Genomic DNA, 22,355 nt, shown 5'->3' with positions numbered 1-22,355 from the left:
CAACCCTTTTTTATTTAACAAATAAGTTTAAACCACTTCATATTGTTTTAAAAGATTTTACTGCTCATGGTGGCAGCTATTTGAAAAATTTGTGTTTGTTTTATTGGTTAATGAGCCCCGCTGTGTATATATTGTACATTGCGGGGTTTTTTATGGTACAAATAATACCTTTGTAGCACAAATTAAGCACACAGATGGATTTTGATAAGCTACACCTGCAATACAGGGAACAAAGCCTTTATGGCAGGTATCTGCCGCTTGGGTCTATAGAGCCACTGCTCAAAAAATTTAGTCCGTTCTTTACGGTAAGCATCGCCGGAAGCTCAGTAGAGGGCCGTCCGGTTTACCAAATTATCACTGGGGAAGGGCCGGCACGGGTTTATATATGGTCTCAGATGCATGGCAATGAGTCAACCACTACGAAAGCTATTTTTGATTTTCTTAACTTATTGGCTTCAAGCAATCCTGCGGCACGTTATTTAAAGCAAAATTTTACATTTTGCATATTGCCTATGGTAAATCCTGACGGGGCAGGCTATTATACCCGTGAAAATGCTGGACAGGCGGACCTTAACAGGGACTCCGTTACCCTTTTACAGCCGGAAAGCCAGATACTCCGTAAGGTATTTGATGATTTTCAGCCCCATTTCTGCTATAATATGCACGACCAGCGCAGCATATATGGCGTGGCGAACACCGGCAGGCCGGCAACAGTGTCTTTTCTTGCCCCTTCTTATAATGAGGAGAGGGATATGAATTCAAACAGGAAGTTAGCCGCGGGTATTATTTCACACATGAACAGGGCGCTCCAACTTTTTATCCCCGGGCAGGTAGGGCGTTTTGATGACGGCTTTAATATTAATTGTATTGGCGATATGTTCCAGGCACTCGGGGTGCCGACGATACTATTTGAAGCAGGGCATTTCCAGGATGACTATATTAGGGAAAAAACAAGAAAATTTATTTTTATTGCATTATTATCAGGATTTAAGGCTATAAGCGAAAACGTTATAGTAGACGATGATTGTATTGAATATTTTGAAATTCCTCAAAATAAAATATGTTTTTATGACATCATATATAAAAATGTCAAAATAAATTATGAAAATAAACAAATTATCACGAGTTTTGCATCACATTACAAAGAGGAACTTATTGAGAATTCTGTAATTTTTAATTCATATATATCAGAAATAGGGGCGCTGGAAGATTTTTATGGCCACATGGTGTATGATTGTTCTGGAGATGAATTTACTTCTTTTGATGGAAGTAAGGTACCAATAATTGAACAAAAAGCAGATTTTATTATAGGTTTAAATAAAAAATTTGTTAATGGTGTGGAAAAAAAATAGTAATTTGCATTTAATACTGAACTATTATTATTTATTTCAGCAATGGATTTTCAAACAAACAATTAACTAATATAACCTGGTAAATTATGAGTAAATTTCGTTTAGATGAAGTGGATCATCAGATTTTAGACATGCTGATCGACAATACAAGGGTTCCATTCACAGATATTGCAAAAAAACTGCTTATCTCCGCTGGTACGGTACACGTTAGGGTAAAGAAAATGGAAGACGCCGGTATTATACAGGGTTCATCCCTTACTCTTGACTATGAAAAACTGGGCTACTCATTCATTGCCTATGTAGGTGTTTTTCTCCACAATACCTCACAAACCAAATTTGTGCTGGAAAGGATTAATGACATACCTTTTGTAACTGTAGCACATGTTACCACTGGTAAGTTTAATATCTTCTGCAAAATACGTGCAAAAGATACCAAACATGCCAAAGAGGTTATTTTCATGATAGATGACATAGAAGGTGTTTACAGGACAGAAACTATGATTTCACTGGAAGAAAGTATAAACGACAAAAAGCGCCTTATGCATACTATTTTTAAGGACATGTAATTCTTTTTTTATAAAATTGAAGTTAACCCGGCTGCTTTAGCCGGGTTTTTTATTATCTTGAGTTAAATTTACGGATTATGTATCCCGATGCTAAAACGGAACTTTTTGAAGAAAATGTAAAGCTTAAATACCAGCTTTTCAACAGTATATTTATAACACTGCCATTCAGCACTATTGACAATACCGGTACATTGCTGCCCTTATTCAATGAAATGTGCCACGAAGGCTATGGGAAAAATAAAAGCCCTCAGGAAATTTTTGATACTTTTTCTGCCACATATCTTGCGGGAAGCAGCGAAAAGGAGAAAATAGACATCATGTTCCGGTTTATCCAGTATGTAGAAAGGCAGGTAGTACTTTTTGATGCCATTGAAGACGCTGCCTTTACACAACTTAATAACCTGGGCGGACATGGCTCACTGGAAGAAACCAGGGACAGGGCCGAAAGCAGTTCCCTGGCTACAGAGCTACAGGGCTTCTTGCAGAACTTCCGGATAAGGACAGTACTCACGGCACACCCAACACAGTTTTATCCCGGTTCGGTATTGGGCATTATTACAGACCTTACCGCCGCTATAAAAGAAAATAATTTAGGAGAAATAAAAACCCTCTTATCGCAACTGGGTAAAACATCATTTATAAAAAAGAAAAAACCAACGCCTTTTGATGAGGCCATAAGTTTACTATGGTATCTTGAAAATGTTTTTTATAATGTTTCAGGCGCCATATCCGGCTACATCCAGCAATATATTTATAATAACGGCACACCCCAGCAGCCCGTACTTTCACTTGGTTTCTGGCCGGGCGGGGACAGGGATGGCAACCCATACGTAACATCAGAAATAACCGCCAGGGTAGCCTCAAGGCTGCGTACCTCAATACTTAAGTGCTATTATAATGATATACGCAGGTTAAAGCGAAAACTTACATTTGAAGGCGTAGAGATCCTGGTTGCTGGCCTGGAACATAAATTGTACCGGTCGGTTTTTTATTCTGAAGGTGAAATTTATATATCGCTGCCGGAATTGAAGCAATCCCTTTACGAGATTCGGCAACTTATTATCAATAAACACCAGTCATTATACCTTGATGAAGTTAATGAACTGATTAATAAGGTAAACCTTTTCGGCTTTTACTTTGCCTCTCTTGATATAAGGCAGAATAGCAGCATACACACCTCCGTTTTTGGCAGGATTATGGAAAAGATTGCAAAAAGCGATTACCGCCATAAGGGGTATAACAACATGAGTGAAGCTAATAAGATCATTCACCTGGATACGCTTCATCACGTTGTAAACCCTGATGATTTTGATGATGAGGAGGTACGGTCAACTTTAAGTTCAATAGCTGTAATGCGGCAGGTACAGGAAAACAATGGGGAAGAAGGCTGTAACAGGTATATTGTAAGCAACACCGGCAGCGCATTGGACATACTGCAACTGCTTGCAATGCTCAAAATGACAGGGTGGGAAAATCCGCCGGTTGACCTGATACCACTTTTTGAGACGGTGGAAGACCTAAAGGAGTCCGCCGCTATAATGCAAAAGTTATACACAAATAAAAAATATTCACTGCATTTAGAACAAAGGGGTAACAGGCAAACCATAATGCTTGGTTTTTCTGACGGCACTAAAGACGGTGGTTACCTTATGGCTAACTGGAGTATCTACAAAGCTAAAGAACAGCTTACTGCCTTGTCGCGGCAGTATGGCATAAAAGTACTGTTCTTTGACGGCCGTGGCGGGCCGCCGGCAAGGGGTGGGGGCAAAACACATAAATTTTATGCTTCGCAGGGGCCAACTATAGAGAATAATGAAATACAAATCACCATACAGGGCCAAACCATAAGTTCTAATTTCGGTACCCCGGATACCTGTAGGTTCAACCTGGAAAACCTCCTCAGCGCCGGGATTACCAATGGTGTTTTTAATAAAAACAAAGAGCAGCTTACCCTTAGGCAGCGACAATTGCTGGAGCGGCTTGCTGTGCTGAGTTATCAGAAATATACTGATTTCAAAAACCATCCAAAATTTGTACCCTACCTTGAAAAGATGAGTACGCTGAATTACTATGCCAGGACTAATATAGGGAGCAGGCCTGCTAAAAGGGGGGTATCAAAGCAGTTGGATTTTAATGACCTCCGCGCTATACCATTTGTAGGGTCCTGGAGCCAGCTGAAGCAAAATGTGCCCGGCTTTTTTGGATTTGGCCATGCACTTGCTACCTTTGAAAAAGAGGACAGGTGGGAAGAAGTTAAAGCTTTGTACGATGAATCGCTTTTTTTCCGCACACTGGCAGAAAACAGCATGATGTCACTTTCTAAATCTTTTTTCCCGCTCACGGCCTACATGAAAGATGATGAAGAATTTGGCAGTTTTTGGGATCTAATTTTTAATGAATATAAAGAAACAAGGAGGCTGCTGCTCAAACTCTCGGGATATACGGAGCTTATGCAAAATTATCCGGACGGGTATGCTTCTATAAAGATGCGGGAGCATATAGTATTGCCTTTGCTGACCATCCAGCAGTATGCGCTCCATAAAATACGGCTGATACGTAAATGCAGTTATAATGATGAACTGCTTGAGGTATATGAAAAAATTGTAATACGTTCATTGTTTGGCAATATAAATGCCAGCAGGAACTCGGCTTAATAAATGTAATGATATGAATATTAAAGAATTGCCTGCAACGGAATATGCGGATTTTTATGCACCTTATATTGCAACGGTTGATGATACATGGAACCTCGTGGAAGAACTTGAAGTCAGTGTCCACAATTTTATACATTTTGTGCGTGAAATACCGCTGGACAAATTTGACTACCGCTATGCTGAAGGAAAATGGACAATCAAAGATATAATACAGCACCTCATTGATGCAGAGCGGGTATTTGCTTACAGGGCACTCCGGATAGCACGCAATGACAGCACCCCTTTGCCCGGCTTTGATGAGAACAGTTATGTAGACAGCGCAGGGGCCGGCTGGCGGAGCATCCAGGATTTACTTACAGAAATGGCATTAGTTCGTCAGAGTACTATTACCCTGTTTAAATCATTCCGGGATGGAGACCTGTTGAAATCCGGAGTAGCCTCAGGAAGGACAGTGTCAGTAAGGGCATTGGGTTTTATCATTATTGGGCATCAAAACCACCATATGCGTGTGTTTAGTGAGCGATACCTGTAGCTTCAGCAGTGATGCTATTAGTAGCAGGGTATTTTGGCAAGCACCTGTTCTGATGCGGCCTTTTTGTTTTTATACATCCAGATGCCGTCATCACCTTCAATCATTTCACCAAATTTTACGGCCACGGTAGAGTCGGTAAGCGTGAAGATAAGTTCTTCTTTATAGAACATGCCTTCGGCAGAAGTATTTCCAATGACAGTGACCAAAGGGCCGGTGTAGCGGCCTTTGAACGAAATCTGTTTTGCATCTTTTTCAAAAGGTACTGACCGTAATGTGCCCATAATACTATCTCCTTTTTTTGTAAAATGCAGCGAAATACTATCTTTTGCAACTACTTTAAGGAAGCACAGGCTTTCGTTATGGCTTTTTGCGGGAGCAGCATTTTCTTTGGCAACCGGTGTTTTTGCAGCCGGCATGGGTTCATCTTTCTTTTTACAAGAAACAGCTACGATAAGCAGGAGGACTGGCAGTATGTAATTTTTCATAAACTGTATATTTTTTAAGTTTAAATAAAAAAAGAACCCTGCTAAGAGTTCTTTAGATATTAATCTTCTTCTTCAGTTTCCTCATCAGCAGTTTCATCCGCGATTTCAAGGTCTTTCAGTGCATCGAGATCATCGCCCGGCTCGTCAGTAAGGTCATCATCCTCAAAATTTTCAATGCGATCAGCCAGCTTAGTGCTTACTTTTACGAGATAAATGGTATCTTCTGTACGCACTTCAACGGCTTCAACAGTTTCATTTTTAGCATTCTTGAAGCGGATAATGTTGGAGTCGTCATATCCTTCAGGAAATTTCTCTACCAGCAGGGTAAGAATTTCATTAGTTAGTTTGGCGTAGTCAACTATAACTCTTTTCATTTTTGTTTTTTGTGTGTAATCTTATAAATCTAACAGGTAGGCAAAAATTAATGGCGCAACTATGGTAGCATCAGACTCTATAATGAATTTTGGCGTATTAATATCCAGTTTACCCCAGGTTATTTTTTCATTAGGTACCGCTCCGGAATATGAACCATAACTGGTGGTAGAATCTGATATCTGGCAAAAATAGCTCCAGAAAGGTATTTCATGCATTTCAAGGTCCTGGTAAAGCATTGGCACCACGCAGATAGGGAAATCGCCTGCAATACCGCCGCCAATCTGGAAAAAGCCTATGCCTGTATCACAGTTGGCCCTGTACCAGTCAGCAAGTAAAGCCATGTACTCGATACCTGATTTCATCGTAGAAGCCTTTATCTCTCCTTTTATAACATATGATGCAAATATATTACCCATAGTGCTGTCTTCCCAGCCGGGTACTACCATTGGCAGGTTTTTCTCGGCTGCGGCATACATCCAGCTGTCTTTCAGGTCTATTTCATAATATTCCTCAAGTACGCCGGAAAGCAGCATCTTGTACATAAACTCATGCGGAAAATAGCGTTCACCTTTATCATCGGCATCTTTCCATATCTTGTGGATGTGCTTTTGCAGGCGGCGGAAAGCTTCTTCCTCCGGTATGCATGTATCAGTAACACGGTTAAGCCCCCTTTCCAAAAGGTCCCATTCCTGCTGTGGCGTAAGGTCCCTGTAATTCGGCACCCTTTCATAGTGGGAGTGTGCCACCAGGTTCATTATGTCTTCCTCAAGGTTGGCGCCGGTACATGATATTATCTGAACCTTATCCTGGCGTATCATTTCAGCAAAAATCTTACCCAGTTCTGCCGTACTCATTGCCCCGGCCAGTGTTACCATCATTTTAGCGCCATTGTTAAGCTGCTGCTCATAGCCTTTGGCAGCATCAACCAGTGCTGCGGCATTAAAGTGCAGGTAATACTTTTCTAGAAACTGGCTAATTGGTCCTTTATTCATTTTAGCATTTGTGTGTTTTAATTTTTCAAAAATAAATTATTTTTTGTCGTATCCCAGAATTTTAAGAACTTCTTCAGCTTTTTGTTGCTCTGAGAATACTTCTGTGGCTACAATTCCATTTTCGTCCCTGTCAATTAATATGTGCTTAGGCTGCGGGATGAGGCAATGGTGCAGGCCGCCATAACCCCCTATGGTCTCCTGGTAGGCGCCGGTGTTGAAAAAGCCGATATACAGGGGTTTTTCCTTATTGTATTTGGGCAGGTATATGGCGTTCATGTTCTGCTCTGAGTTGTAGTAATCATCGCTGTCACAGGTAAGCCCGCCCAGGAGCACCCTTTCATAAGAATCGTTCCAACGGTTTATGGCCAGCATAATAAATCTCTTATTGATAGCCCATGTATCGGGCAGCGTTGTTATGAAAGAAGAGTCAATCATGTTCCACTTTTCCCTGTCGTTCTGCTGCTTCTGGTATAATACCTGGTAAATGGCACCACCGCTTTCGCCTACGGTAAAGGAACCAAATTCGGTAAATATATGCGGCACTTCCACTTCAGCTTCGTCACAGGCAATTTTAATCTGGTTAAGTATCTCATCAATCATGTACTGGTAATCGTACTCAAAAGCCAGTGAGTTCTTTATAGGAAACCCACCGCCTATATTAAGGCTGTCCAGGGTAGGGCATTCTTTTTTTAGGCTAATATACACCTTCATACACTTTAAGAGCTCATTCCAGTAATAGGCTGTATCCCTTATGCCGGTGTTGATAAAGAAGTGTAGCATCTTGAGCTCAACTTTCTTATTATCGTGTATCTGTTTACGATAAAAAGGTACTATATTTTTGTAGCCGATGCCAAGGCGCGACGTGTAAAATTCAAACTTTGGCTCTTCTTCGGCGGCAATGCGGATACCAATTTTGAATTTGCCGTTTATCTCTTCCTGCAGCAGGTCAAGCTCCTCATAGTTATCTATAATAGGTATGGTTTTATTATACCCGTTGTTTATAAGGCGTGCAATATTTTTAATGTACTGGTCTCTTTTAAAGCCGTTGCAGATAACATACGTACTCTTAGATATCTTTCCTTTTTCAAGCAGCTTTTCCACAATATCAATATCGTACGCCGCAGAAGTTTCAATATGTATGTTATTTTTAAAAGCCTCATTCATTACATATTCAAAATGGGAACTCTTGGTGCAGTAACAATAGTAGTATTTACCTTCGTATTTATTTTTTTCAATTGCATTCCTGAACCAGCTCTTTGCCTTGCGTATGTTGTTTGATATCTGCGGCAGGTAGGTAAATTTAAGGGGCGACCCGTATTGCTCAACCAGCTTCATCAGGTCGATATTATGGAACAAAAGGTTATCTTTATTTAAAGTAAATTCTTCTTGTGGGAAATAAAAAGTCTGGTTTATCAGGTCGAAATATCTCGTGTTCATTATGATTTTAGTAAAATGGTTAACAAAATAAGAAATATCCTAAAGTATTAACCTGTCTCAAACCCTGATGTTAGCGTAAATTATCTGCAATTTTTCACGGTTGTTGGCACTGCTGTAAAACGACTCAATTACCGGGGCTATACGCAGGCAGTATGTAGGACGGACTACCGATGCCAAAGCCCTGAATTTGCTGATACTGGAGAAAAAAAATTGTATTTTTTTATTGAATTTCATCCCGGCAAATGTAAAAAATAATACTTCTTATTTAAAAACAAATACTTAAAAAAATTGTTACCTGCTATAGTCATCAAATGCCCTGATTATCAGTTCTTTTTCAACCGGCTGGTTTATTACCCCTTTTCCAATTTTTTCAAGCAGTACAAAATTAACCTTCCCAAACTCATTTTTCTTGTCATGTACCATAAGGGCGATAATTTCTTCTATGTCGGCAGCGCTAAAAGTTATCGTATCAAAAATGGACGTGATAACGGTTCGTATTTCAATATATTCTTCGGCTGGCAATAATTTTTTTTCAAACGACAAACAGGCTTCCAAAACCATGCCAATGGCCACCGCTTCGCCGTGCAGCAGCGGTTTTTTTATGTTTAAAAAGTAAGTTTCAATGGCATGACCTGATGTATGCCCAAAATTGAGCAGCCTCCTTACGTTCTTTTCATAAGGGTCCTGTTGTACAATCTCGTTTTTTAGGGTTACCGACCTGTGGATAAGCGGCAGGAAGTCGTCTGTTGTAAGACCAGAAAGACTGGTAAAGTTGTTCCAGTAGTTTTTGTCGGCAATCAGTCCGTGTTTCAGCATTTCGGCAAGCCCTGAACGTAGTTCCTGCTGTGGCAGGGTGTCAAGGTAGGCAGTATCTATAAGTACGGCAACAGGATTTTTGATAACACCCACCTGGTTTTTAATGTTGCCAAGGTCAACCCCGGTTTTGCCGCCTACAGAGGCATCAACCATAGCCAGCAGGGTAGTGGGCACATTAATAAAATCCATACCCCGTTTAAAAGCGGCCGCTACAAACCCTCCCAGGTCGGTTACAACACCGCCCCCCAGGTTTATAAGCAGCGACCGGCGGTCAGCGCCAAGTTCTGTCAGCGCCTCCCACACACGAGTACATGTTTCTAAAGTTTTATATTCCTCGCCCGCATCAATTTCAATGATTTCTACAGGCACACCGGCAACAAGGCTGGGCAGGAATAAAGGCAGGCAAAGACGGGACGTGTTAGTATCAGCCAGGATGAAAATTTTAGAATAATCCCCCTGCTGTATATTTTCAGCTAAATAGCTGTAGCAGTTATCATTAAAATAGATGTTATATCCGGCAGATTTTATGGCGTCCATTGTTGTGCTGATAAGTTTTAAACAATTGGCAAAATAACGTATTTTATAGATTTAATTATTGCATACTCTTTATATTTGCATAAATCTTTTTAATTAAATGGAAAGAATATTCAACAATACGGCAGATGCGTTTGCACTTAAAAGCGATACAGAGCTGGACAGGGCTTATTTCCTGTTTAAAATGATAGCTTCGGAGCCGCTGGTGCGTATAGGTACTGCCGTGACAAATTTTGCCCTTAAAGTACACCTCCCTGTTGAAGGGCTCATCCGGGCAACGGTTTTTGACCATTTTTGTGGGGGCACCACCGAGGAGGATTGCCTTCCCGTTGTAGATAAAATGTTTACCAAAGGCGTTTCTTCTGTACTTGATTATTCCGTAGAGGCTAAAGAAGAAGAAACTGAATTTGATAAAGCCCTTGAAAAAACACTCAAGACTATTACCTTCGCCAAAGAACGCGAGGCTATACCTTTTGCTGTTTTTAAACCTACAGGTTTCGGCCGTTTTGAACTGTATGAAAAACTGGGTGCTGGCAAAAGCCTTACTATGGAGGAAGCAGAAGAATGGAAGCGCGTGACGGAGCGGTTTGATATTGTTTGCAGGACAGCCCACGAAAATGACGTTGCCTTACTCATCGATGCGGAAGAAAGCTGGATGCAGGATGCGGCAGACGGCCTTGTGGCTGAGATGATGCGCAAATATAATAAGGACAAAGCCATAGTATTCAATACCCTGCAAATGTACAGGTGGGACAGGCTTGATTACCTGAAGAAGCTCCACGAGCAGGCAAAAGCAGATGGTTTTTATATAGGCATGAAGATAGTGAGGGGCGCTTACATGGAAAAAGAAAATAAGCGCGCTGAAGAAATGGGTTATACTTCGCCAATATGTATTTCTAAAGAGGCTACTGATGTAAACTATGATGAAGCAATAACTTATATGATAGATAATATAGCTACCATGGCCATATTTGCCGGCACCCACAACGAAGAAAGTTCCTACAGGCTCATGGAGCTTATGCAGCAAAAAGGCATGGCTGAAAATGACGACAGGATATGGTTTGGGCAATTGTACGGAATGAGCGACAATATCAGCTTTAACCTTGCCGCACATGGCTACAATGTTGCCAAATACCTGCCTTTCGGGCCGGTGCGCGATGTTATGCCTTACCTTATCCGAAGGGCTGAAGAAAACACGTCAGTAGCAGGGCAAACCAGCAGGGAGCTGAACCTGATAAGCGCTGAAAGGAAACGAAGGAAACTTGATAATTAAAAGAGGATGAAGTTTAAGCACCGTTTGGCCTATTATCTTTTAGGTGTACTCATAGGGGGGATGTTCCTCATATTTATTTTCCAGAACAAGAAGACAGAGTTCTGCTACATGCCTAACTGCCGTGTATTGAAGAATATACGCAGCAAGCCTTTGTTTTATTCTGATGCTGCCAAGGCTAAAATGCAGGGCAGCGAATTTACGATTGACGACATTAAAAAAGCTACAGCTTCTGGAAATGTAGACTTTTCTAAAAGCAACAAGCCCGGAGAAAATGGTGGGAAAATTTATGTAATAGAAAGCGAAAATGCTAAGGGAGAGCCTATTGTAATTAAAGTTGTAAATTTTGATGAGAAAGTTATCCTGGACGACATCAAAAAACAATAAAATATTTTGAGTAAATCCTTGCAGATACCAATACTAAGCGTATATTTGCACTCGCAATCACAAAAAGGTTTTTTATCCTTTGTTTTCGCAAAAGGGCGATTAGCTCAGCNTGCTAAGGGAGAGCCTATTGTAATTAAAGTTGTAAATTTTGATGAGAAAGTTATCCTGGACGACATCAAAAAACAATAAAATATTTTGAGTAAATCCTTGCAGATACCAATACTAAGCGTATATTTGCACTCGCAATCACAAAAAGGTTTTTTATCCTTTGTTTTCGCAAAAGGGCGATTAGCTCAGCTGGTTCAGAGCATCTGGTTTACACCCAGAGGGTCGGGGGTTCGAATCCCTCATCGCCCACAAACCTTCAGGTACGCCTGGAGGTTTTTTTGTTTTTACCCCTCAGCCCGCTTCAACTACTATTACTCTGGCACAATAATTCCCGGAGAACTTTCAGGAGCAGTTGTCTACCGCTCTCATGGCAGCCATGTCCTGCTGTCCGCTCTATCTCCCCGCCTGCCAAAAGCAGGGCAGGCCGGGAGGATGCCGCTACCATCAGGGCTAGGATGAAGGGGCTTGTTGCGCTTTTGTAAACCAAGTTACGCACGAGCGTGACGCTCGCGCCGGCAGCAGGGCTGATTGTGATTACTCAGGTTTTATCCATGTAAAATGTTTTTTTTTGGAGTTGATACTTCAATGATTTCCTGTTTATGTTAATAGCCTTTTACTAAAAAAGCCCGTAGCTTCGGTTTTTATTTTTATAACCTTGCTGATATTGAAGGCACAACTATCAACCCAGTAGGGCTGAGGCTTCCGGTAGCAGAACGAGGCCGTTTTGAAGAATCTGGCCGCGAAGTAATTCGATAAAACAAACGTTATGTTTGCCAAGGGAGGAACTGATTTTGTTGCGTAACTCAAAGATTATCTGGTATACTTAATTTTTCCTGTCTTTTTTTATTTAGATGGTATTGGTGTTTACTACACCTGATAAAGTTAATTTTTTTAAAAAAATTATCATATTTGCCTTTCATTAACCAAGATGAGGCACCTGCTTTACATTGTTTTATTTTGCCCCTTACTGCTTTCAGGCCAAAAGCACGAAGGTAAGTACAGCATTGACGTAAACTACTTTTATGGAAATATAGTGCCGCACAGTAATGCTATAAAACACCTCATAACGGCTCATCCTGAGGGTGTAATCATCAGTTTTAATAAAAGGACATTCGGCAATAAGGCCTGGGAGGCCTTATATAATTATCCTGATGTAGGCCTGTCATTCCATTACCAGGCTATGAAAAACCCTGTGCTGGGAGATATGTACGGGCTTTACGGGCATTATAATTTTTACTTCCTGAAGCGGCACCTTATGTTCCGTATAGGGCAGGGTATAGCCTATAACACCAATCCGTATGACAGGGAAACTAATTTCAGGAACCAGGCCTACGGTGTACATCTTATGCCTTCAAGCTACTTTATGCTGAACTTCCAGAAAGCAGGTATTTGGAAAGGCTTCGGCATACAGGCAGGGCTTACTTTTATACATCACTCCAATGCCAATATAAAGGCACCGAACACCAGTACCAATACTTTTGCTGTAACTGCCGGGCTGCACTATTCGTTTAACAAAAAGGCAGGCAATAGTTATACTTTTCCGGTTAAGGACAGCGTGAAATTTTCTGAACCGCTTAAGTACACACTGGCCTTTCGCGGGGGTATTAACCAAAGCGATGTTATAGGCAGCGAACAGTATCCGTATTATGCGGCTTCTTTTTATGTTGATAAGCGCTGGTGCAGGAAGAGCGCTTTCCAGGTGGGTACAGATATCTTCTGGGCAAAATACCTTGAGGAATATATACGGTATAAAGCCATTTCATATCCGGAAGAACAAATAGACGCAGGCACAGATTACAGGAAGATAGGTGTGTTTCTAGGGCATGAACTTTTTATAAACAACCTTTCGCTGGAAGCACAGGCGGGCGTTTATGTGTATTCACCTTTCAAATCTACAGGCAATGCCTACCAGCGCATAGGCCTTAAATACTATTTTGGGAATAAAATTTTTGGAGCGGTATCGTTAAAAACCCATGCGGCACAGGCTGAAGTGCTTGAACTGGGGGTAGGGGTGCGGTTGTAACTTTAAATAGGAAATATGGCTTATAGGTTCAGGTACATAACAATTATTTTTCTGCTGTTGCAGTTGCACGCGGGTTGCGGTAACGATATGCCTGATTGTTTTAAAAATGCCGGCGCGGCCATAACATATGAAGTGCCTGTATCTGATTTTACCACCATAAATGTTTCAGAAGGGATAGAACTGGTAGTAGCTGAAGGCCCGGAAAGAAAAGTAGTGATACAAACAGGTGAAAACCTGAAGGATAATATTTCGGCTACGGTTACGGGCAGTGAACTTTACCTGAAGAATGCTACAAGCTGTAACTGGGTCAGGGATTATAATACTACAAAGATTTTTGTAACTACGCCATTGCTTACCAAAATATATTCCGCATCACAATTTGCTGTTATGTCCGAAGGTGTGCTGCATTTTCCGCATTTGGCCTTACAGTCGGGCCTGTTCAGCGAAACAGCTTCAGGGACTTTTAAGGTGGATGTTGATAATGAGTCCCTTACAGTTGAAGATAACCAGTCTTCTTATTATGTTATTTCAGGCCGCACAAACCAGCTTAACGTCAGTTTTTATTCAGGCGATGCCCGATTTGAAGGTTCGGGTTTAACAGTGGGCAATGTATATGTTTTCCACAGGAGCTCTAATGATATCCTTGTGAGGCCGCAACAGGAAGTAAGGGGTACATTATATTCAACAGGCAACCTTGTACTTAAAAGCCAGCCTTTACTTGTAGATATAGCCAGGCTATATTCGGGGCAGATACTATACCAGTAGTTTTATTTTATATTTCTTTTCAACGGATTTTGCTGTGTTGAAAATAAAGATATAATTTCAATTGATTTTTTATTTACCCTATAGTATAAAACATTGTGTTTAGTAACAACAGCTCTTTTGATATTTTTAAAACCTGAAGAAGGAAATAATTCCGGATTAGAAACAATAAGATGCAGCGTATTTTCCAATCTGGAGACAAAATTTTCTATGTCCCTTTCTGTCCAGTTTAGCTCAGGATAATTAATAGTTTCAGCTAATTCATTAAGTGCATTTTCTGTCCATAATAGTTTAAAGCCATTTTTCATAAAGTTTTTGTGCTTTTGTATGGGGCAGAAGGTTACCGTTTTCGGAGTCGTTTATTCCTTTTTCTATTGATTTCTTCTCATTCTCTGATATTGTATCCCACCAGTCCTTATTTTGCTGCTGTCTCAGGCTTATCACCTTTTCTATAACGGAAATATCATCTAATGTAGACAACCATTGGATAAGTTCTATTTTCTTGCTTTGTATGTCCATCTCATTTCGCATTATCAATCATTTTGATAAAGATACAAAATTATTTATTCTTTGTCATTTCCCGGAATACAGCTTCAAGGTTTTTGTTTTTCAGGCTAAGCTGAAGGGTTTTCAGCCCGTTTTCCTGTGCAAAATCAAACACTGCAGGGCGCATATCTTTATCTGTAGTAAAAGTAAGTTCCCAGGTAGCATCATGCAAATTTTTAGCCGATATAAGGTTAGGTATCCTGTTGATAAGCTGCTCTTCAACACGGAGGTCAAACTCCACTTCAATAACCTGCTCCTTATCCTGCACCAGGTTGTTAAGTTTTTTATCCGTCACAATCCTGCCGCTGTTAATTATAATAACACGGTCGCAAATTGCCTCCACTTCCTGCATAATATGGGTAGAAAGGAACACCGTTTTGTTTTTACCGATATTTTTTATCAGTTCGCGTATCTCCACAAGCTGGTTAGGGTCAAGCCCTGTTGTAGGCTCATCCAGTATAAGCACTTCAGGGTCGTGCAGCAGGGCAGTAGCCAGCCCCACGCGCTGGCGGTATCCTTTAGAAAGTTCACCGATTTTTTTATGTGCTTCAGGGGTAAGGCCGGTAAGCTGTATCACTTCATCAATTCGTGCTTTTGGTACTTTATAAACATCAGCATTAAAGGCAAGGTACTCCCGTACGTACAGGTCAAGGTACAGCGGGTTGTGTTCCGGTAGATAACCAACCGATTTTTGCACTGCCTTTTGCCGCATGGCCACATCGTTGCCGTTTACCAGCGCTTCACCCTCATCTGCGCTTAAAAAAGTAGTGAGGATTTTCATCAGTGTAGATTTTCCGGCACCGTTTGGCCCCAAAAAACCAACAATCTCTCCTTTTGTAACTGAAAAGGAAACCGCATCAAGCGCTTTTTGTGTGCCGTAGCTTTTGGAAACAGCTTTTACTTCAATAGACATAGTCAATATTTTTTGAACAAAAATAATGAATAATTTAACCTTTTCTAATTTCTGAAATGGGCTACCTGCTGTCAGTTGCGTTTTATAATCTTAATCAGGCCTATGTTATCTTCCTCATTAATCATATCTTTCCGCACTGTATAAGTGTCGTTTTTGTATTTTACCAATGTATTTCTAACTCGTATGTTTTCTGCTGTAGGGTCGATGTCCGTCATTTTTGCAACCTGCGTTTTACTGTCCAGCACAATGGTTGCCTTTCCCCAAAAATCCAGAGAAGGCTTGGAACTTACCACTTTATTTATATTTGTGGTAATGGTGTCAGGTTTCACAACTGTGAAAGTGCCATATATCCAGGTACTTATAGGATAGGTAGTTCCTTGATAATCAAAACTATAAAAAAGGTAAAATTGATCATATTGATCTACGTTCATAATGTCTTTCAGGTCGCTTTCCTTTTTTATTTTTTTTACAGCTAAAAAACTGTCGCCTATCAACGCAAAATCATCTTTTTTACTTAGATTTTTATACAAACGGTTTATTATGAAGTTACAATACACATAAGGCCCGAAACTTGTAATGGATGTAATTTCAATAAATTCTAAATTATTGGTGTTAAGTAATTGTAGAGCATTTTCATAGCCGGCTTTTTCAAACTGCAACCTGTCTATATCGCTTTCAGGCAATTGATAGAGCTTCAAACTGTCTTTTATTTTGCTGGTCATGTAAGCATAGTTGAAAGATTTTTCAATAGCATTTTCCTTGGCTTTTGAAAGTAAAATACTTTTATCCATTTTAGGATCCAATATCAGCAAATGATCATAAGGCAGAGAGGTACAGGAAAAATTATCCGCACCTACAATGGAGTCTTTAAACTGGAAAATAACATCGGTAGCGGCTTCGCTTTTAGGCATCATAGCAGAAATTTGGCCGACATCACTGATAAGTTTATTGTTTTTTTTGTAATAAATCAAGGTTTTACTGTTTATTCCAAATTTTGAAAACAGCGACTTGTCGTAATAGTATTTAAAGTCCAGTTTATATTTATCCAGGTTTTTTTTGGCAAATGCCTTGTTATCTGTTATTACATTAAGGGGCAACCCGCTATTACCGGTGGATTTTTTTAAGTCCAGCAAAATTGAATGTAAGTATAGGATACACTTGTCACAATCATTTGACGAGAATAAGATAGTCACATGATCATTAGCGCCTGTTCCTGTGTGTGCTTCAGTAATGTACTGGTCAATAGACTCATAGTCAGGTACTTTAACTTGGGCTGAGCTATACAAGACACAAATAAAGGTAAAAGCAAGGATGGAGGGAAGTTTTGCAGCTACTAAGGCATGTTTTTTCATAAAATAAAGTAATTAAGCATTAATAAATAATTTAAAGAGAGTACATTTAAATTAGAATTATAGGTTAATCCTTTTCAAAAGTAACATCAACAAATTGCCCATTATGCTTCTCTCCTAAAAAAAAATTCTTACAATACCTGTTTTTGTGTATGGTACACCACCACTATTAGTTATAAGAGTTAAAGAATTTCTGACAATTACAGGACCAGTGGAAACAAGCTTAAAGCATTCAACTCTGTAGAATCTATCGCACTCAATGGTAATTTTCTGACTTCCAGCGCTGTTAGTGTCAATAGTAACTTTTGGTTCGCCATAAGCAGTAATTGTTGTTTGGGCTGAAGCAGTTGCTATTCCAATAGCAAACATCAGGAAAAATAATTTCATAAAAATGATTTTTGAATATTATAAAATTTACTTTATATAGTTTGTTAATTAATTGTTAATATTTTGTTTAAATAGTTAATTGGTAAAAATTATTTAATACTTATGTCCTAATGCGGTTGCAAGAAGTTATTAATTAAAATACTATAATAATGCACTAACTTTGCAGTTGTATGAGTACTATGGAAAATAAACCGGAAATGCGGCAATGGCTTGAAGATTTTAAGCTTGACCACCCTTTAGTTATAGCCGGTCCCTGCAGTGCCGAAACCGAAGAACAGGTGCTGGATATAGCAAGGCAGCTTAAAGATACCAAAGTGAGTATTTACCGGGCGGGTATATGGAAACCGCGCACACGTCCCGGCGGGTTTGAAGGGGTAGGCGCCATAGGCCTGAAGTGGCTGCAGAAAGCCAAAGGGGAAACCGGCCTGCTCATGGCTGTTGAGGTTGCCAATGCCCACCATGTAAAACTGGCGCTGGAGCATGATATGGACGTGCTGTGGATAGGCGCCAGGACTACCGTTAACCCGTTTGCAGTGCAGGAAATAGCCGACGCACTGGCTGATACAGACAAAATTGTACTGATCAAAAATCCTGTAAACCCGGACCTGGCTTTATGGCTGGGTGGTGTAGAGCGGCTTTATAACGCCGGTATAAAAAAATTAGGCGTCATACACCGTGGTTTTTCTACCTATGAGAAAACAAAATACCGCAACATACCGGAATGGCAGCTGGCCATTGAGCTGCATGAGCGTTTTCCTGACCTGCCCATAATCTGTGACCCTTCGCATATTACCGGGCGCCGCAGCATGATACAGGAAGTATCACAACAGGCGCTTGACCTTAACTATGACGGGTTAATGATTGAAACCCATAATAATCCTGATAAAGCATGGAGCGATGCCGCACAGCAGGTTACGCCTGATATGCTGAAGGAAATACTCAATGACCTTACCGTAAGGAAGAAGACCGACGAGACACACGAGTTTAACCACCGGCTGAAAAAGCTGCGGCTGAGGATTGATGAATATGATACCCGGCTTATAGAAATACTTGGGAAACGGATGCGGATAGCCGATGAGATAGGCGCGCTTAAAAGGGAAAATAATGTAGCTATATTGCAAACCAGGCGCTGGAAACAAGTACTTGATAAAATGACAGCCGAAGGGCTACAGGAAAATTTAGGGGAAGAGTTCATTCTTCGGCTGTTCCGGGCCATTCACCAGGAAAGCATCAGCCATCAGGAAAAAATAATTAACAAATAGTTTAACCTTTTTCATAGAAAAATACGCATCGGGTACTGTTAACATATCACTGTGATTGAAAGCAGAAAAAACCCTAATATCTTTTAAAACAGCAATATCTTCCTTAGCAAATTCAACCCCATATTCAGATAAAATTTTATATAGAGATTCCTTATTTTGCTTTACAAAGGTGGGAGTATTCTGGGCGGTACAAAAACTACCCGGAAATATTGAAGTTAATATTAAAAATAATCGTATCCACATCGTTTTGAGTTTTGTATATTCATGTGTCTGTATCAAGCTTCTGTATCTTTTTCTGGATATAACGGGCTGAAAAGCCATGTATCAGCACAGAGAAAAATATCAGGGCGACTACATGGTTGAGCAGCGTTTGTTTATTCTGGAAATCAGCGTTATTAAATGCATAGGCCAGATAATATATAGATCCTATTCCCCTAATGCCGTAAAATGACACTACAAATTTTTGAAAGGCAGATAATTTTGTCCCTGCTAATGACACCCAGCCAGCCACAGGCCTGATAATGAAAATCATGACCAGTGCCAGGAGCATGATTTTCGGATTTAATAATATTTCGTAATTAGAGGCCATATACATACCTGAAACTATAAAGATAAAAGCAACAAAAATATTCTCAAGCTCTTCGTTGAAATCATGCAGGCTTTCCATATGCTCTTCTTTGTCTTCATAGTTGCTGAAAACACATGCAGCCACAAAAACGGCTATAAAGCCATACCCACCTACAAGTTCTGTAGCGCCATAAGGCACCAGGGTAAGGGCAAGAGATAATATTCCCCGGCTAATTTTACTGATGGTATCTGCACTGCTGACCGAAAAAACCAGTTTATAAAGCGCCCAGCCACATAACAATCCGCCTGCCAGGCCTATGGCAGTTTTAATAAGAAAATGGTTGATGAACCAAGTACCCGCCCATTCTTCATAATTTGTGCCAAGGGTTGCGGCAGTAATGGCAAGATATGTAAAAGGAAAGGCTAAACCGTCATTAGCGCCTGCCTCGGCCGTCAGGGTAAGCTTGGTTTTATATTTATCTTCCTCGCCAGGAGCTGTAGTTTGGAATTCAGAAGCAAGCACCGGGTCGGTGGGCGACATCACGGCACCGAAAAGCAAAGCCGCCGCCGGTGCAAGGCCGGCAATCCACCAGCCTGCAAAGGCCGCGGCCACGATGGTTACAGGCATAGTGATTACAAGCAGCCTTACGGCATATTTCCAGGTGCGCCATTCAAAAGGCTTTTTAATTTTAAGGCCGGCATTAGTTAGGGATACAATAACAACAAATTCCGTAATTTTTTCAATTTCTGTACTATGCTTTAGGGATATAAACTGGTAATTCACGTTAAGCAGGTACATGCAAATCCCTGTGATAATGTAAATTATTGGAGGGGTGATATGCCTTTTTACTATAACAATGGGTACAATAGCGGCCAGCAATGCTATGGCCCCGGCTAAAAGCAGCCAGAGTTCATACTCGTCTATTGTAAACAGTTCAGCTTCCATTGTAAATGATAAGGCCTAATCATTAGTTCGATTAGGCCTTTTTTGTTTTTCTTAACTTCTTATTTCAGTATGTGCTGCCCCAGTATTTGGTACACCTCGTTTATGTTGTTGTCTTTGCCGAAGTGTTTCTTTATAGGTACAGCCTCACCGCGCACCCATATTTTAAGCTCAGCGTCAAGGTCCATAAGGCCGGCACTTTCTTTAGAAAATTTTATAATACTGGTATAAGGTATGGTTACGTAGTCAACTTTTGATCCCGTAAGCCCCTGCTTATCAACAAGTATAAGGCGCTTATTAGTAAAAACAAACATATCCCTGATAATCTTGAAAGCTTTTTCAATATGTTCCCCGGGAACCAGTATCGGCTGGAATTCCTGAGATATTTTTTCTACAGACACTTCAGAGGCGTGTCCCATAATAGCATTAAATAGTCCCATAAAATTTTGAATTGGTGATTAAATCATAAAAGTAAAAAGGAATTTCGTGTTAAGAAAATTTTCTGCATTATTTTTAGTCTAATTTATGAAATGCAGGAATTTTATGTATTTTCGGCATTTAAATAACTTATCATGATACCCCTGAAACTAAAATTATTGCTGTTCTTCTTGCTGTGTTCCGCCGCTGCCTTTTCCCAGAAACAAAAAACAACAGAGACAGTAGTTATCAAAACAGCCATATATTGTGACCATTGCAAAGCCTGCGAAACCTGCGGGCCTAAATTTGAGAAGACACTTTTAAAGGAAAAAGGCATACAGATGGTTACGCTTGATGAAAAGGCGATGACAATAAAAGTGGTTTATAACACTAAAAAGACATCTGCTGATGCCGTAAGGAAAGCGATAAGCAGGCTGGGCTATGATGCCGATAACATAAAGGCCGACCCTGCTGCTTATGAAAGCCTTGACAGTTGCTGTAAATTATGACAAATGATAAAAAAAAGTAGACTTTATTTTGAATTTTATAAGACAACAATTATCCCTAATATTGTTGTATCTTCAGTTGCCTTTACAAGGGGACTAAATTCATTTTTATTTTTTTATTGTACAATTGGTCTTTTTGCCGCTTATACTTACAGGGAAAATTTTAGATACTATTATTACTATTTCTTCTTTAATCAGGGGTTATCAAAAATTAAATTATATACATTTTGTTTTATTATAAATATACTAATTGTTAGTATTATAAAATTATTTACATAAATGGATTTGCTAAAAGTAGATAGTGTACAAAAGAAGTTCAAAAATGAGTTGCTACTTTCAGATGTTTTTATATCTTGTCAAACAGGTGACATTATTGGTATTTTTGGCAGGAATGGTAGTGGCAAATCTACTTTATTTAAAATTATTTTTGGTTCAGAAAAAGCTGATAACAAATATATTAACATTAATAACTATGTAATTAATAATATTACAAAACATATTAATTATTTACNCATAAGAATGGTTTTTGTTTTTTTTGTCACCTCAAAGGTAAACTTTGAGTTAAAAACTAACCATTCTTTTTTTTATTGTTTAGGACGCTATTGGCATGACACAATTGTGTCACAAAAAAAAACATGTAGCGCTGTAAATTTGTTAATAGTCTTTATTGAACAACTATGAATTATAATCTGTCTATCATCCTTTTAATAGTAGCTCAAACTTGTTTTGCTCAGAAATTTGATGTCAAAAAAATATCAAAAGGAAACATTGTCAACTTATTAGAATCAGAATTTGTTGGATTTGAATATCAGGGAGTTGTTTACTACGTTGAAAGTGATTTAAAAAGTTTAGTTGCTGTTGAAAAACAAACAAACAAAATCAAATGGAAAACGGATGTAGTTACAGCTTGTGGGATACCCTTTGAGGGGAAACCAGAAATTAGATATCTAAAATTACAAAAGAATAGTATTCATGTAGTTTATGGTAAACATAACGAAGCTGTATTAGACGCTGATGATGGTAGCTTGTTTTTGTGTGGTTCAGATTAAAACAACCACTGTTAACAGGAGTTTAGCCGTTATGTCTGTAATGTACAATGTTGGTCGCTAGTTTACACCAAAAACGTTATCCCAAAAAAGTCATTAGGAATTTAAGTTGAATTTATTTCGAAG

General features: G+C 39.7%; 25 protein-coding genes and 1 tRNA gene. 13 read left to right on the top strand and 13 right to left on the bottom strand.

Going from position 1 to position 22,355, the window contains the following annotated elements; all coding sequences use genetic code 11:
* Positions 1 to 194 precede the first annotated feature (194 nt).
* From CHU92_RS09310 to CHU92_RS09295, 4 genes are all read left to right on the top strand, one after another.
* Entirely contained in the window at positions 195 to 1,352 is a 1,158-nt protein-coding gene (locus tag CHU92_RS09310) for a M14 family zinc carboxypeptidase (RefSeq protein WP_094414882.1), read from the top strand.
* 86 nt (positions 1,353 to 1,438) lie between these two features.
* Positions 1,439 to 1,918 (top strand): Lrp/AsnC family transcriptional regulator, encoded by a 480-nt coding sequence (locus tag CHU92_RS09305; protein ID WP_094414880.1) that lies wholly within the window; start codon positions 1,439 to 1,441, stop codon positions 1,916 to 1,918.
* Between the two features lie 77 nt (positions 1,919 to 1,995).
* A complete protein-coding gene (locus CHU92_RS09300) occupies positions 1,996 to 4,572 on the top strand; it encodes a phosphoenolpyruvate carboxylase (RefSeq protein ID WP_094414878.1) in 2,577 nt (858 codons plus the stop codon).
* A 13-nt stretch (positions 4,573 to 4,585) separates the two neighbouring features.
* On the top strand, positions 4,586 to 5,104 hold the full coding sequence (locus CHU92_RS09295) for a DinB family protein (RefSeq protein ID WP_094414886.1): 519 nt from the start codon (positions 4,586 to 4,588) through the stop codon (positions 5,102 to 5,104).
* 17 nt (positions 5,105 to 5,121) lie between these two features.
* On the opposite strand, the gene CHU92_RS09290 is transcribed toward CHU92_RS09295, so the two are convergent.
* Genes CHU92_RS09290 through aroB form a run of 6 tightly spaced genes read right to left on the bottom strand, consistent with a single transcriptional unit; the run spans position 5,122 to position 9,746 of the window.
* Positions 5,122 to 5,589 (bottom strand): hypothetical protein, encoded by a 468-nt coding sequence (locus CHU92_RS09290; protein ID WP_094414876.1) that lies wholly within the window; start codon positions 5,587 to 5,589, stop codon positions 5,122 to 5,124.
* A gap of 59 nt (positions 5,590 to 5,648) precedes the next feature.
* The gene (locus tag CHU92_RS09285; RefSeq protein WP_094414874.1) at positions 5,649 to 5,963 is read right to left on the bottom strand and encodes a hypothetical protein; all 315 of its coding nucleotides are present in this window, start codon (positions 5,961 to 5,963) and stop codon (positions 5,649 to 5,651) included.
* A 21-nt stretch (positions 5,964 to 5,984) separates the two neighbouring features.
* Entirely contained in the window at positions 5,985 to 6,956 is a 972-nt protein-coding gene (locus CHU92_RS09280) for a deoxyhypusine synthase family protein (RefSeq protein WP_094414872.1), read from the bottom strand.
* Positions 6,957 to 6,992: 36 nt separating this feature from the next.
* Positions 6,993 to 8,393, bottom strand: coding sequence for a type III PLP-dependent enzyme domain-containing protein (locus CHU92_RS09275; RefSeq protein ID WP_094414870.1), 1,401 nt, complete (start codon positions 8,391 to 8,393; stop codon positions 6,993 to 6,995).
* 57 nt (positions 8,394 to 8,450) lie between these two features.
* The gene (locus CHU92_RS15855; RefSeq protein ID WP_165764626.1) at positions 8,451 to 8,627 is read right to left on the bottom strand and encodes a hypothetical protein; all 177 of its coding nucleotides are present in this window, start codon (positions 8,625 to 8,627) and stop codon (positions 8,451 to 8,453) included.
* Between the two features lie 57 nt (positions 8,628 to 8,684).
* Positions 8,685 to 9,746 carry a 3-dehydroquinate synthase gene (gene aroB / locus CHU92_RS09270; protein ID WP_094414868.1) on the bottom strand — a complete coding sequence of 354 codons (1,062 nt, stop codon included), beginning with the start codon at positions 9,744 to 9,746 and terminating at the stop codon, positions 8,685 to 8,687.
* Between the two features lie 97 nt (positions 9,747 to 9,843).
* On the opposite strand from aroB, the gene CHU92_RS09265 reads away from it, so the two are divergent.
* From CHU92_RS09265 to CHU92_RS09245, 5 genes are all read left to right on the top strand, one after another.
* Positions 9,844 to 11,016: a proline dehydrogenase family protein gene (locus CHU92_RS09265; RefSeq protein ID WP_094414866.1), complete on the top strand. Its 1,173-nt coding sequence runs from the start codon at positions 9,844 to 9,846 to the stop codon at positions 11,014 to 11,016.
* Positions 11,017 to 11,022: 6 nt separating this feature from the next.
* On the top strand, positions 11,023 to 11,400 hold the full coding sequence (locus CHU92_RS09260) for a DUF4258 domain-containing protein (protein WP_094414864.1): 378 nt from the start codon (positions 11,023 to 11,025) through the stop codon (positions 11,398 to 11,400).
* A 282-nt stretch (positions 11,401 to 11,682) separates the two neighbouring features.
* Positions 11,683 to 11,757: transfer RNA gene (locus CHU92_RS09255), tRNA-Val, on the top strand.
* Between the two features lie 679 nt (positions 11,758 to 12,436).
* Positions 12,437 to 13,531, top strand: a complete 1,095-nt coding sequence (locus CHU92_RS09250) for an acyloxyacyl hydrolase (RefSeq protein WP_094414863.1) — start codon at positions 12,437 to 12,439, stop codon at positions 13,529 to 13,531.
* Between the two features lie 15 nt (positions 13,532 to 13,546).
* On the top strand, positions 13,547 to 14,296 hold the full coding sequence (locus CHU92_RS09245; RefSeq protein ID WP_094414861.1) for a head GIN domain-containing protein: 750 nt from the start codon (positions 13,547 to 13,549) through the stop codon (positions 14,294 to 14,296).
* Positions 14,297 to 14,298: 2 nt separating this feature from the next.
* Here CHU92_RS09245 and CHU92_RS09240 read toward each other — a convergent pair whose 3' ends face one another.
* The 5 genes from CHU92_RS09240 to CHU92_RS09220 all read right to left on the bottom strand — a co-directional run bounded on the left by CHU92_RS09240 (position 14,299) and on the right by CHU92_RS09220 (position 17,488).
* Positions 14,299 to 14,601: a type II toxin-antitoxin system RelE/ParE family toxin gene (locus CHU92_RS09240; protein WP_094414859.1), complete on the bottom strand. Its 303-nt coding sequence runs from the start codon at positions 14,599 to 14,601 to the stop codon at positions 14,299 to 14,301.
* Complete coding sequence (locus tag CHU92_RS09235) at positions 14,585 to 14,824, bottom strand: hypothetical protein (RefSeq protein ID WP_243389579.1); 240 nt, start codon at positions 14,822 to 14,824, stop codon at positions 14,585 to 14,587. Before CHU92_RS09235 ends, CHU92_RS09240 begins: the two co-directional genes overlap by 17 nt.
* Positions 14,825 to 14,852: 28 nt before the next feature.
* The gene (gene gldA, locus CHU92_RS09230; protein ID WP_094414855.1) at positions 14,853 to 15,752 is read right to left on the bottom strand and encodes a gliding motility-associated ABC transporter ATP-binding subunit GldA; all 900 of its coding nucleotides are present in this window, start codon (positions 15,750 to 15,752) and stop codon (positions 14,853 to 14,855) included.
* Positions 15,753 to 15,823: 71 nt separating this feature from the next.
* Positions 15,824 to 17,104, bottom strand: coding sequence for a hypothetical protein (locus tag CHU92_RS09225; RefSeq protein ID WP_094414853.1), 1,281 nt, complete (start codon positions 17,102 to 17,104; stop codon positions 15,824 to 15,826).
* 114 nt (positions 17,105 to 17,218) lie between these two features.
* Positions 17,219 to 17,488, bottom strand: a complete 270-nt coding sequence (locus CHU92_RS09220) for a hypothetical protein (protein ID WP_094414851.1) — start codon at positions 17,486 to 17,488, stop codon at positions 17,219 to 17,221.
* 179 nt (positions 17,489 to 17,667) lie between these two features.
* On the opposite strand from CHU92_RS09220, the gene CHU92_RS09215 reads away from it, so the two are divergent.
* Entirely contained in the window at positions 17,668 to 18,750 is a 1,083-nt protein-coding gene (locus CHU92_RS09215) for a bifunctional 3-deoxy-7-phosphoheptulonate synthase/chorismate mutase type II (protein WP_094414849.1), read from the top strand.
* A gap of 262 nt (positions 18,751 to 19,012) precedes the next feature.
* On the opposite strand, the gene CHU92_RS09210 is transcribed toward CHU92_RS09215, so the two are convergent.
* Both CHU92_RS09210 and CHU92_RS09205 read right to left on the bottom strand, forming a co-directional pair.
* Positions 19,013 to 20,263, bottom strand: coding sequence for a cation:proton antiporter (locus tag CHU92_RS09210; protein WP_094414847.1), 1,251 nt, complete (start codon positions 20,261 to 20,263; stop codon positions 19,013 to 19,015).
* A gap of 59 nt (positions 20,264 to 20,322) precedes the next feature.
* Positions 20,323 to 20,700, bottom strand: coding sequence for a PH domain-containing protein (locus tag CHU92_RS09205; protein WP_207759828.1), 378 nt, complete (start codon positions 20,698 to 20,700; stop codon positions 20,323 to 20,325).
* A gap of 132 nt (positions 20,701 to 20,832) precedes the next feature.
* Between CHU92_RS09205 and CHU92_RS09200 the strand changes: the two genes are divergently transcribed.
* From CHU92_RS09200 to CHU92_RS09190, 3 genes are all read left to right on the top strand, one after another.
* A complete protein-coding gene (locus CHU92_RS09200) occupies positions 20,833 to 21,186 on the top strand; it encodes a cation transporter (RefSeq protein ID WP_094414845.1) in 354 nt (117 codons plus the stop codon).
* A gap of 276 nt (positions 21,187 to 21,462) precedes the next feature.
* Positions 21,463 to 21,864, top strand: coding sequence for an ATP-binding cassette domain-containing protein (locus CHU92_RS09195; protein ID WP_094414843.1), 402 nt, complete (start codon positions 21,463 to 21,465; stop codon positions 21,862 to 21,864).
* On the top strand, positions 21,861 to 22,232 hold the full coding sequence (locus CHU92_RS09190) for a hypothetical protein (RefSeq protein ID WP_094414841.1): 372 nt from the start codon (positions 21,861 to 21,863) through the stop codon (positions 22,230 to 22,232). Before CHU92_RS09195 ends, CHU92_RS09190 begins: the two co-directional genes overlap by 4 nt.
* Positions 22,233 to 22,355 lie beyond the last annotated feature (123 nt).

Origin of the sequence: Flavobacterium cyanobacteriorum, assembly GCF_002251835.1 — a bacterium.
Lineage (GTDB): Bacteria > Bacteroidota > Bacteroidia > Flavobacteriales > Flavobacteriaceae > Flavobacterium > Flavobacterium cyanobacteriorum.
Note: the sequence above shows the minus strand (reverse complement) of the source record. Positions and strands in the feature narration are given on the sequence as shown.

What these genes read in the sequence shown, in the direction of transcription:
- CHU92_RS09200 (WP_094414845.1), top strand. Translation starts at nt 20,833, where the DNA reads ATGATACCCCTGAAACTAAAATTATTGCTGTTCTTCTTGCTGTGTTCC.
- CHU92_RS09250 (WP_094414863.1), top strand. Translation starts at nt 12,437, where the DNA reads ATGAGGCACCTGCTTTACATTGTTTTATTTTGCCCCTTACTGCTTTCA.
- CHU92_RS09275 (WP_094414870.1), bottom strand. Translation starts at nt 8,393, where the DNA reads ATGAACACGAGATATTTCGACCTGATAAACCAGACTTTTTATTTCCCA.
- CHU92_RS09310 (WP_094414882.1), top strand. Translation starts at nt 195, where the DNA reads ATGGATTTTGATAAGCTACACCTGCAATACAGGGAACAAAGCCTTTAT.
- CHU92_RS09300 (WP_094414878.1), top strand. Translation starts at nt 1,996, where the DNA reads ATGTATCCCGATGCTAAAACGGAACTTTTTGAAGAAAATGTAAAGCTT.
- CHU92_RS09235 (WP_243389579.1), bottom strand. Translation starts at nt 14,824, where the DNA reads ATGCGAAATGAGATGGACATACAAAGCAAGAAAATAGAACTTATCCAA.
- CHU92_RS09210 (WP_094414847.1), bottom strand. Translation starts at nt 20,263, where the DNA reads ATGGAAGCTGAACTGTTTACAATAGACGAGTATGAACTCTGGCTGCTT.
- aroB (WP_094414868.1), bottom strand. Translation starts at nt 9,746, where the DNA reads ATGGACGCCATAAAATCTGCCGGATATAACATCTATTTTAATGATAAC.
- CHU92_RS09215 (WP_094414849.1), top strand. Translation starts at nt 17,668, where the DNA reads ATGGAAAATAAACCGGAAATGCGGCAATGGCTTGAAGATTTTAAGCTT.
- CHU92_RS09290 (WP_094414876.1), bottom strand. Translation starts at nt 5,589, where the DNA reads ATGAAAAATTACATACTGCCAGTCCTCCTGCTTATCGTAGCTGTTTCT.
- CHU92_RS09245 (WP_094414861.1), top strand. Translation starts at nt 13,547, where the DNA reads ATGGCTTATAGGTTCAGGTACATAACAATTATTTTTCTGCTGTTGCAG.
- CHU92_RS09280 (WP_094414872.1), bottom strand. Translation starts at nt 6,956, where the DNA reads ATGAATAAAGGACCAATTAGCCAGTTTCTAGAAAAGTATTACCTGCAC.
- CHU92_RS09265 (WP_094414866.1), top strand. Translation starts at nt 9,844, where the DNA reads ATGGAAAGAATATTCAACAATACGGCAGATGCGTTTGCACTTAAAAGC.
- CHU92_RS09205 (WP_207759828.1), bottom strand. Translation starts at nt 20,700, where the DNA reads ATGGGACTATTTAATGCTATTATGGGACACGCCTCTGAAGTGTCTGTA.
- CHU92_RS09260 (WP_094414864.1), top strand. Translation starts at nt 11,023, where the DNA reads ATGAAGTTTAAGCACCGTTTGGCCTATTATCTTTTAGGTGTACTCATA.
- CHU92_RS09220 (WP_094414851.1), bottom strand. Translation starts at nt 17,488, where the DNA reads ATGAAATTATTTTTCCTGATGTTTGCTATTGGAATAGCAACTGCTTCA.
- gldA (WP_094414855.1), bottom strand. Translation starts at nt 15,752, where the DNA reads ATGTCTATTGAAGTAAAAGCTGTTTCCAAAAGCTACGGCACACAAAAA.
- CHU92_RS09285 (WP_094414874.1), bottom strand. Translation starts at nt 5,963, where the DNA reads ATGAAAAGAGTTATAGTTGACTACGCCAAACTAACTAATGAAATTCTT.
- CHU92_RS09295 (WP_094414886.1), top strand. Translation starts at nt 4,586, where the DNA reads ATGAATATTAAAGAATTGCCTGCAACGGAATATGCGGATTTTTATGCA.
- CHU92_RS09305 (WP_094414880.1), top strand. Translation starts at nt 1,439, where the DNA reads ATGAGTAAATTTCGTTTAGATGAAGTGGATCATCAGATTTTAGACATG.
- CHU92_RS15855 (WP_165764626.1), bottom strand. Translation starts at nt 8,627, where the DNA reads ATGAAATTCAATAAAAAAATACAATTTTTTTTCTCCAGTATCAGCAAA.
- CHU92_RS09240 (WP_094414859.1), bottom strand. Translation starts at nt 14,601, where the DNA reads ATGAAAAATGGCTTTAAACTATTATGGACAGAAAATGCACTTAATGAA.
- CHU92_RS09190 (WP_094414841.1), top strand. Translation starts at nt 21,861, where the DNA reads ATGAATTATAATCTGTCTATCATCCTTTTAATAGTAGCTCAAACTTGT.
- CHU92_RS09225 (WP_094414853.1), bottom strand. Translation starts at nt 17,104, where the DNA reads ATGAAAAAACATGCCTTAGTAGCTGCAAAACTTCCCTCCATCCTTGCT.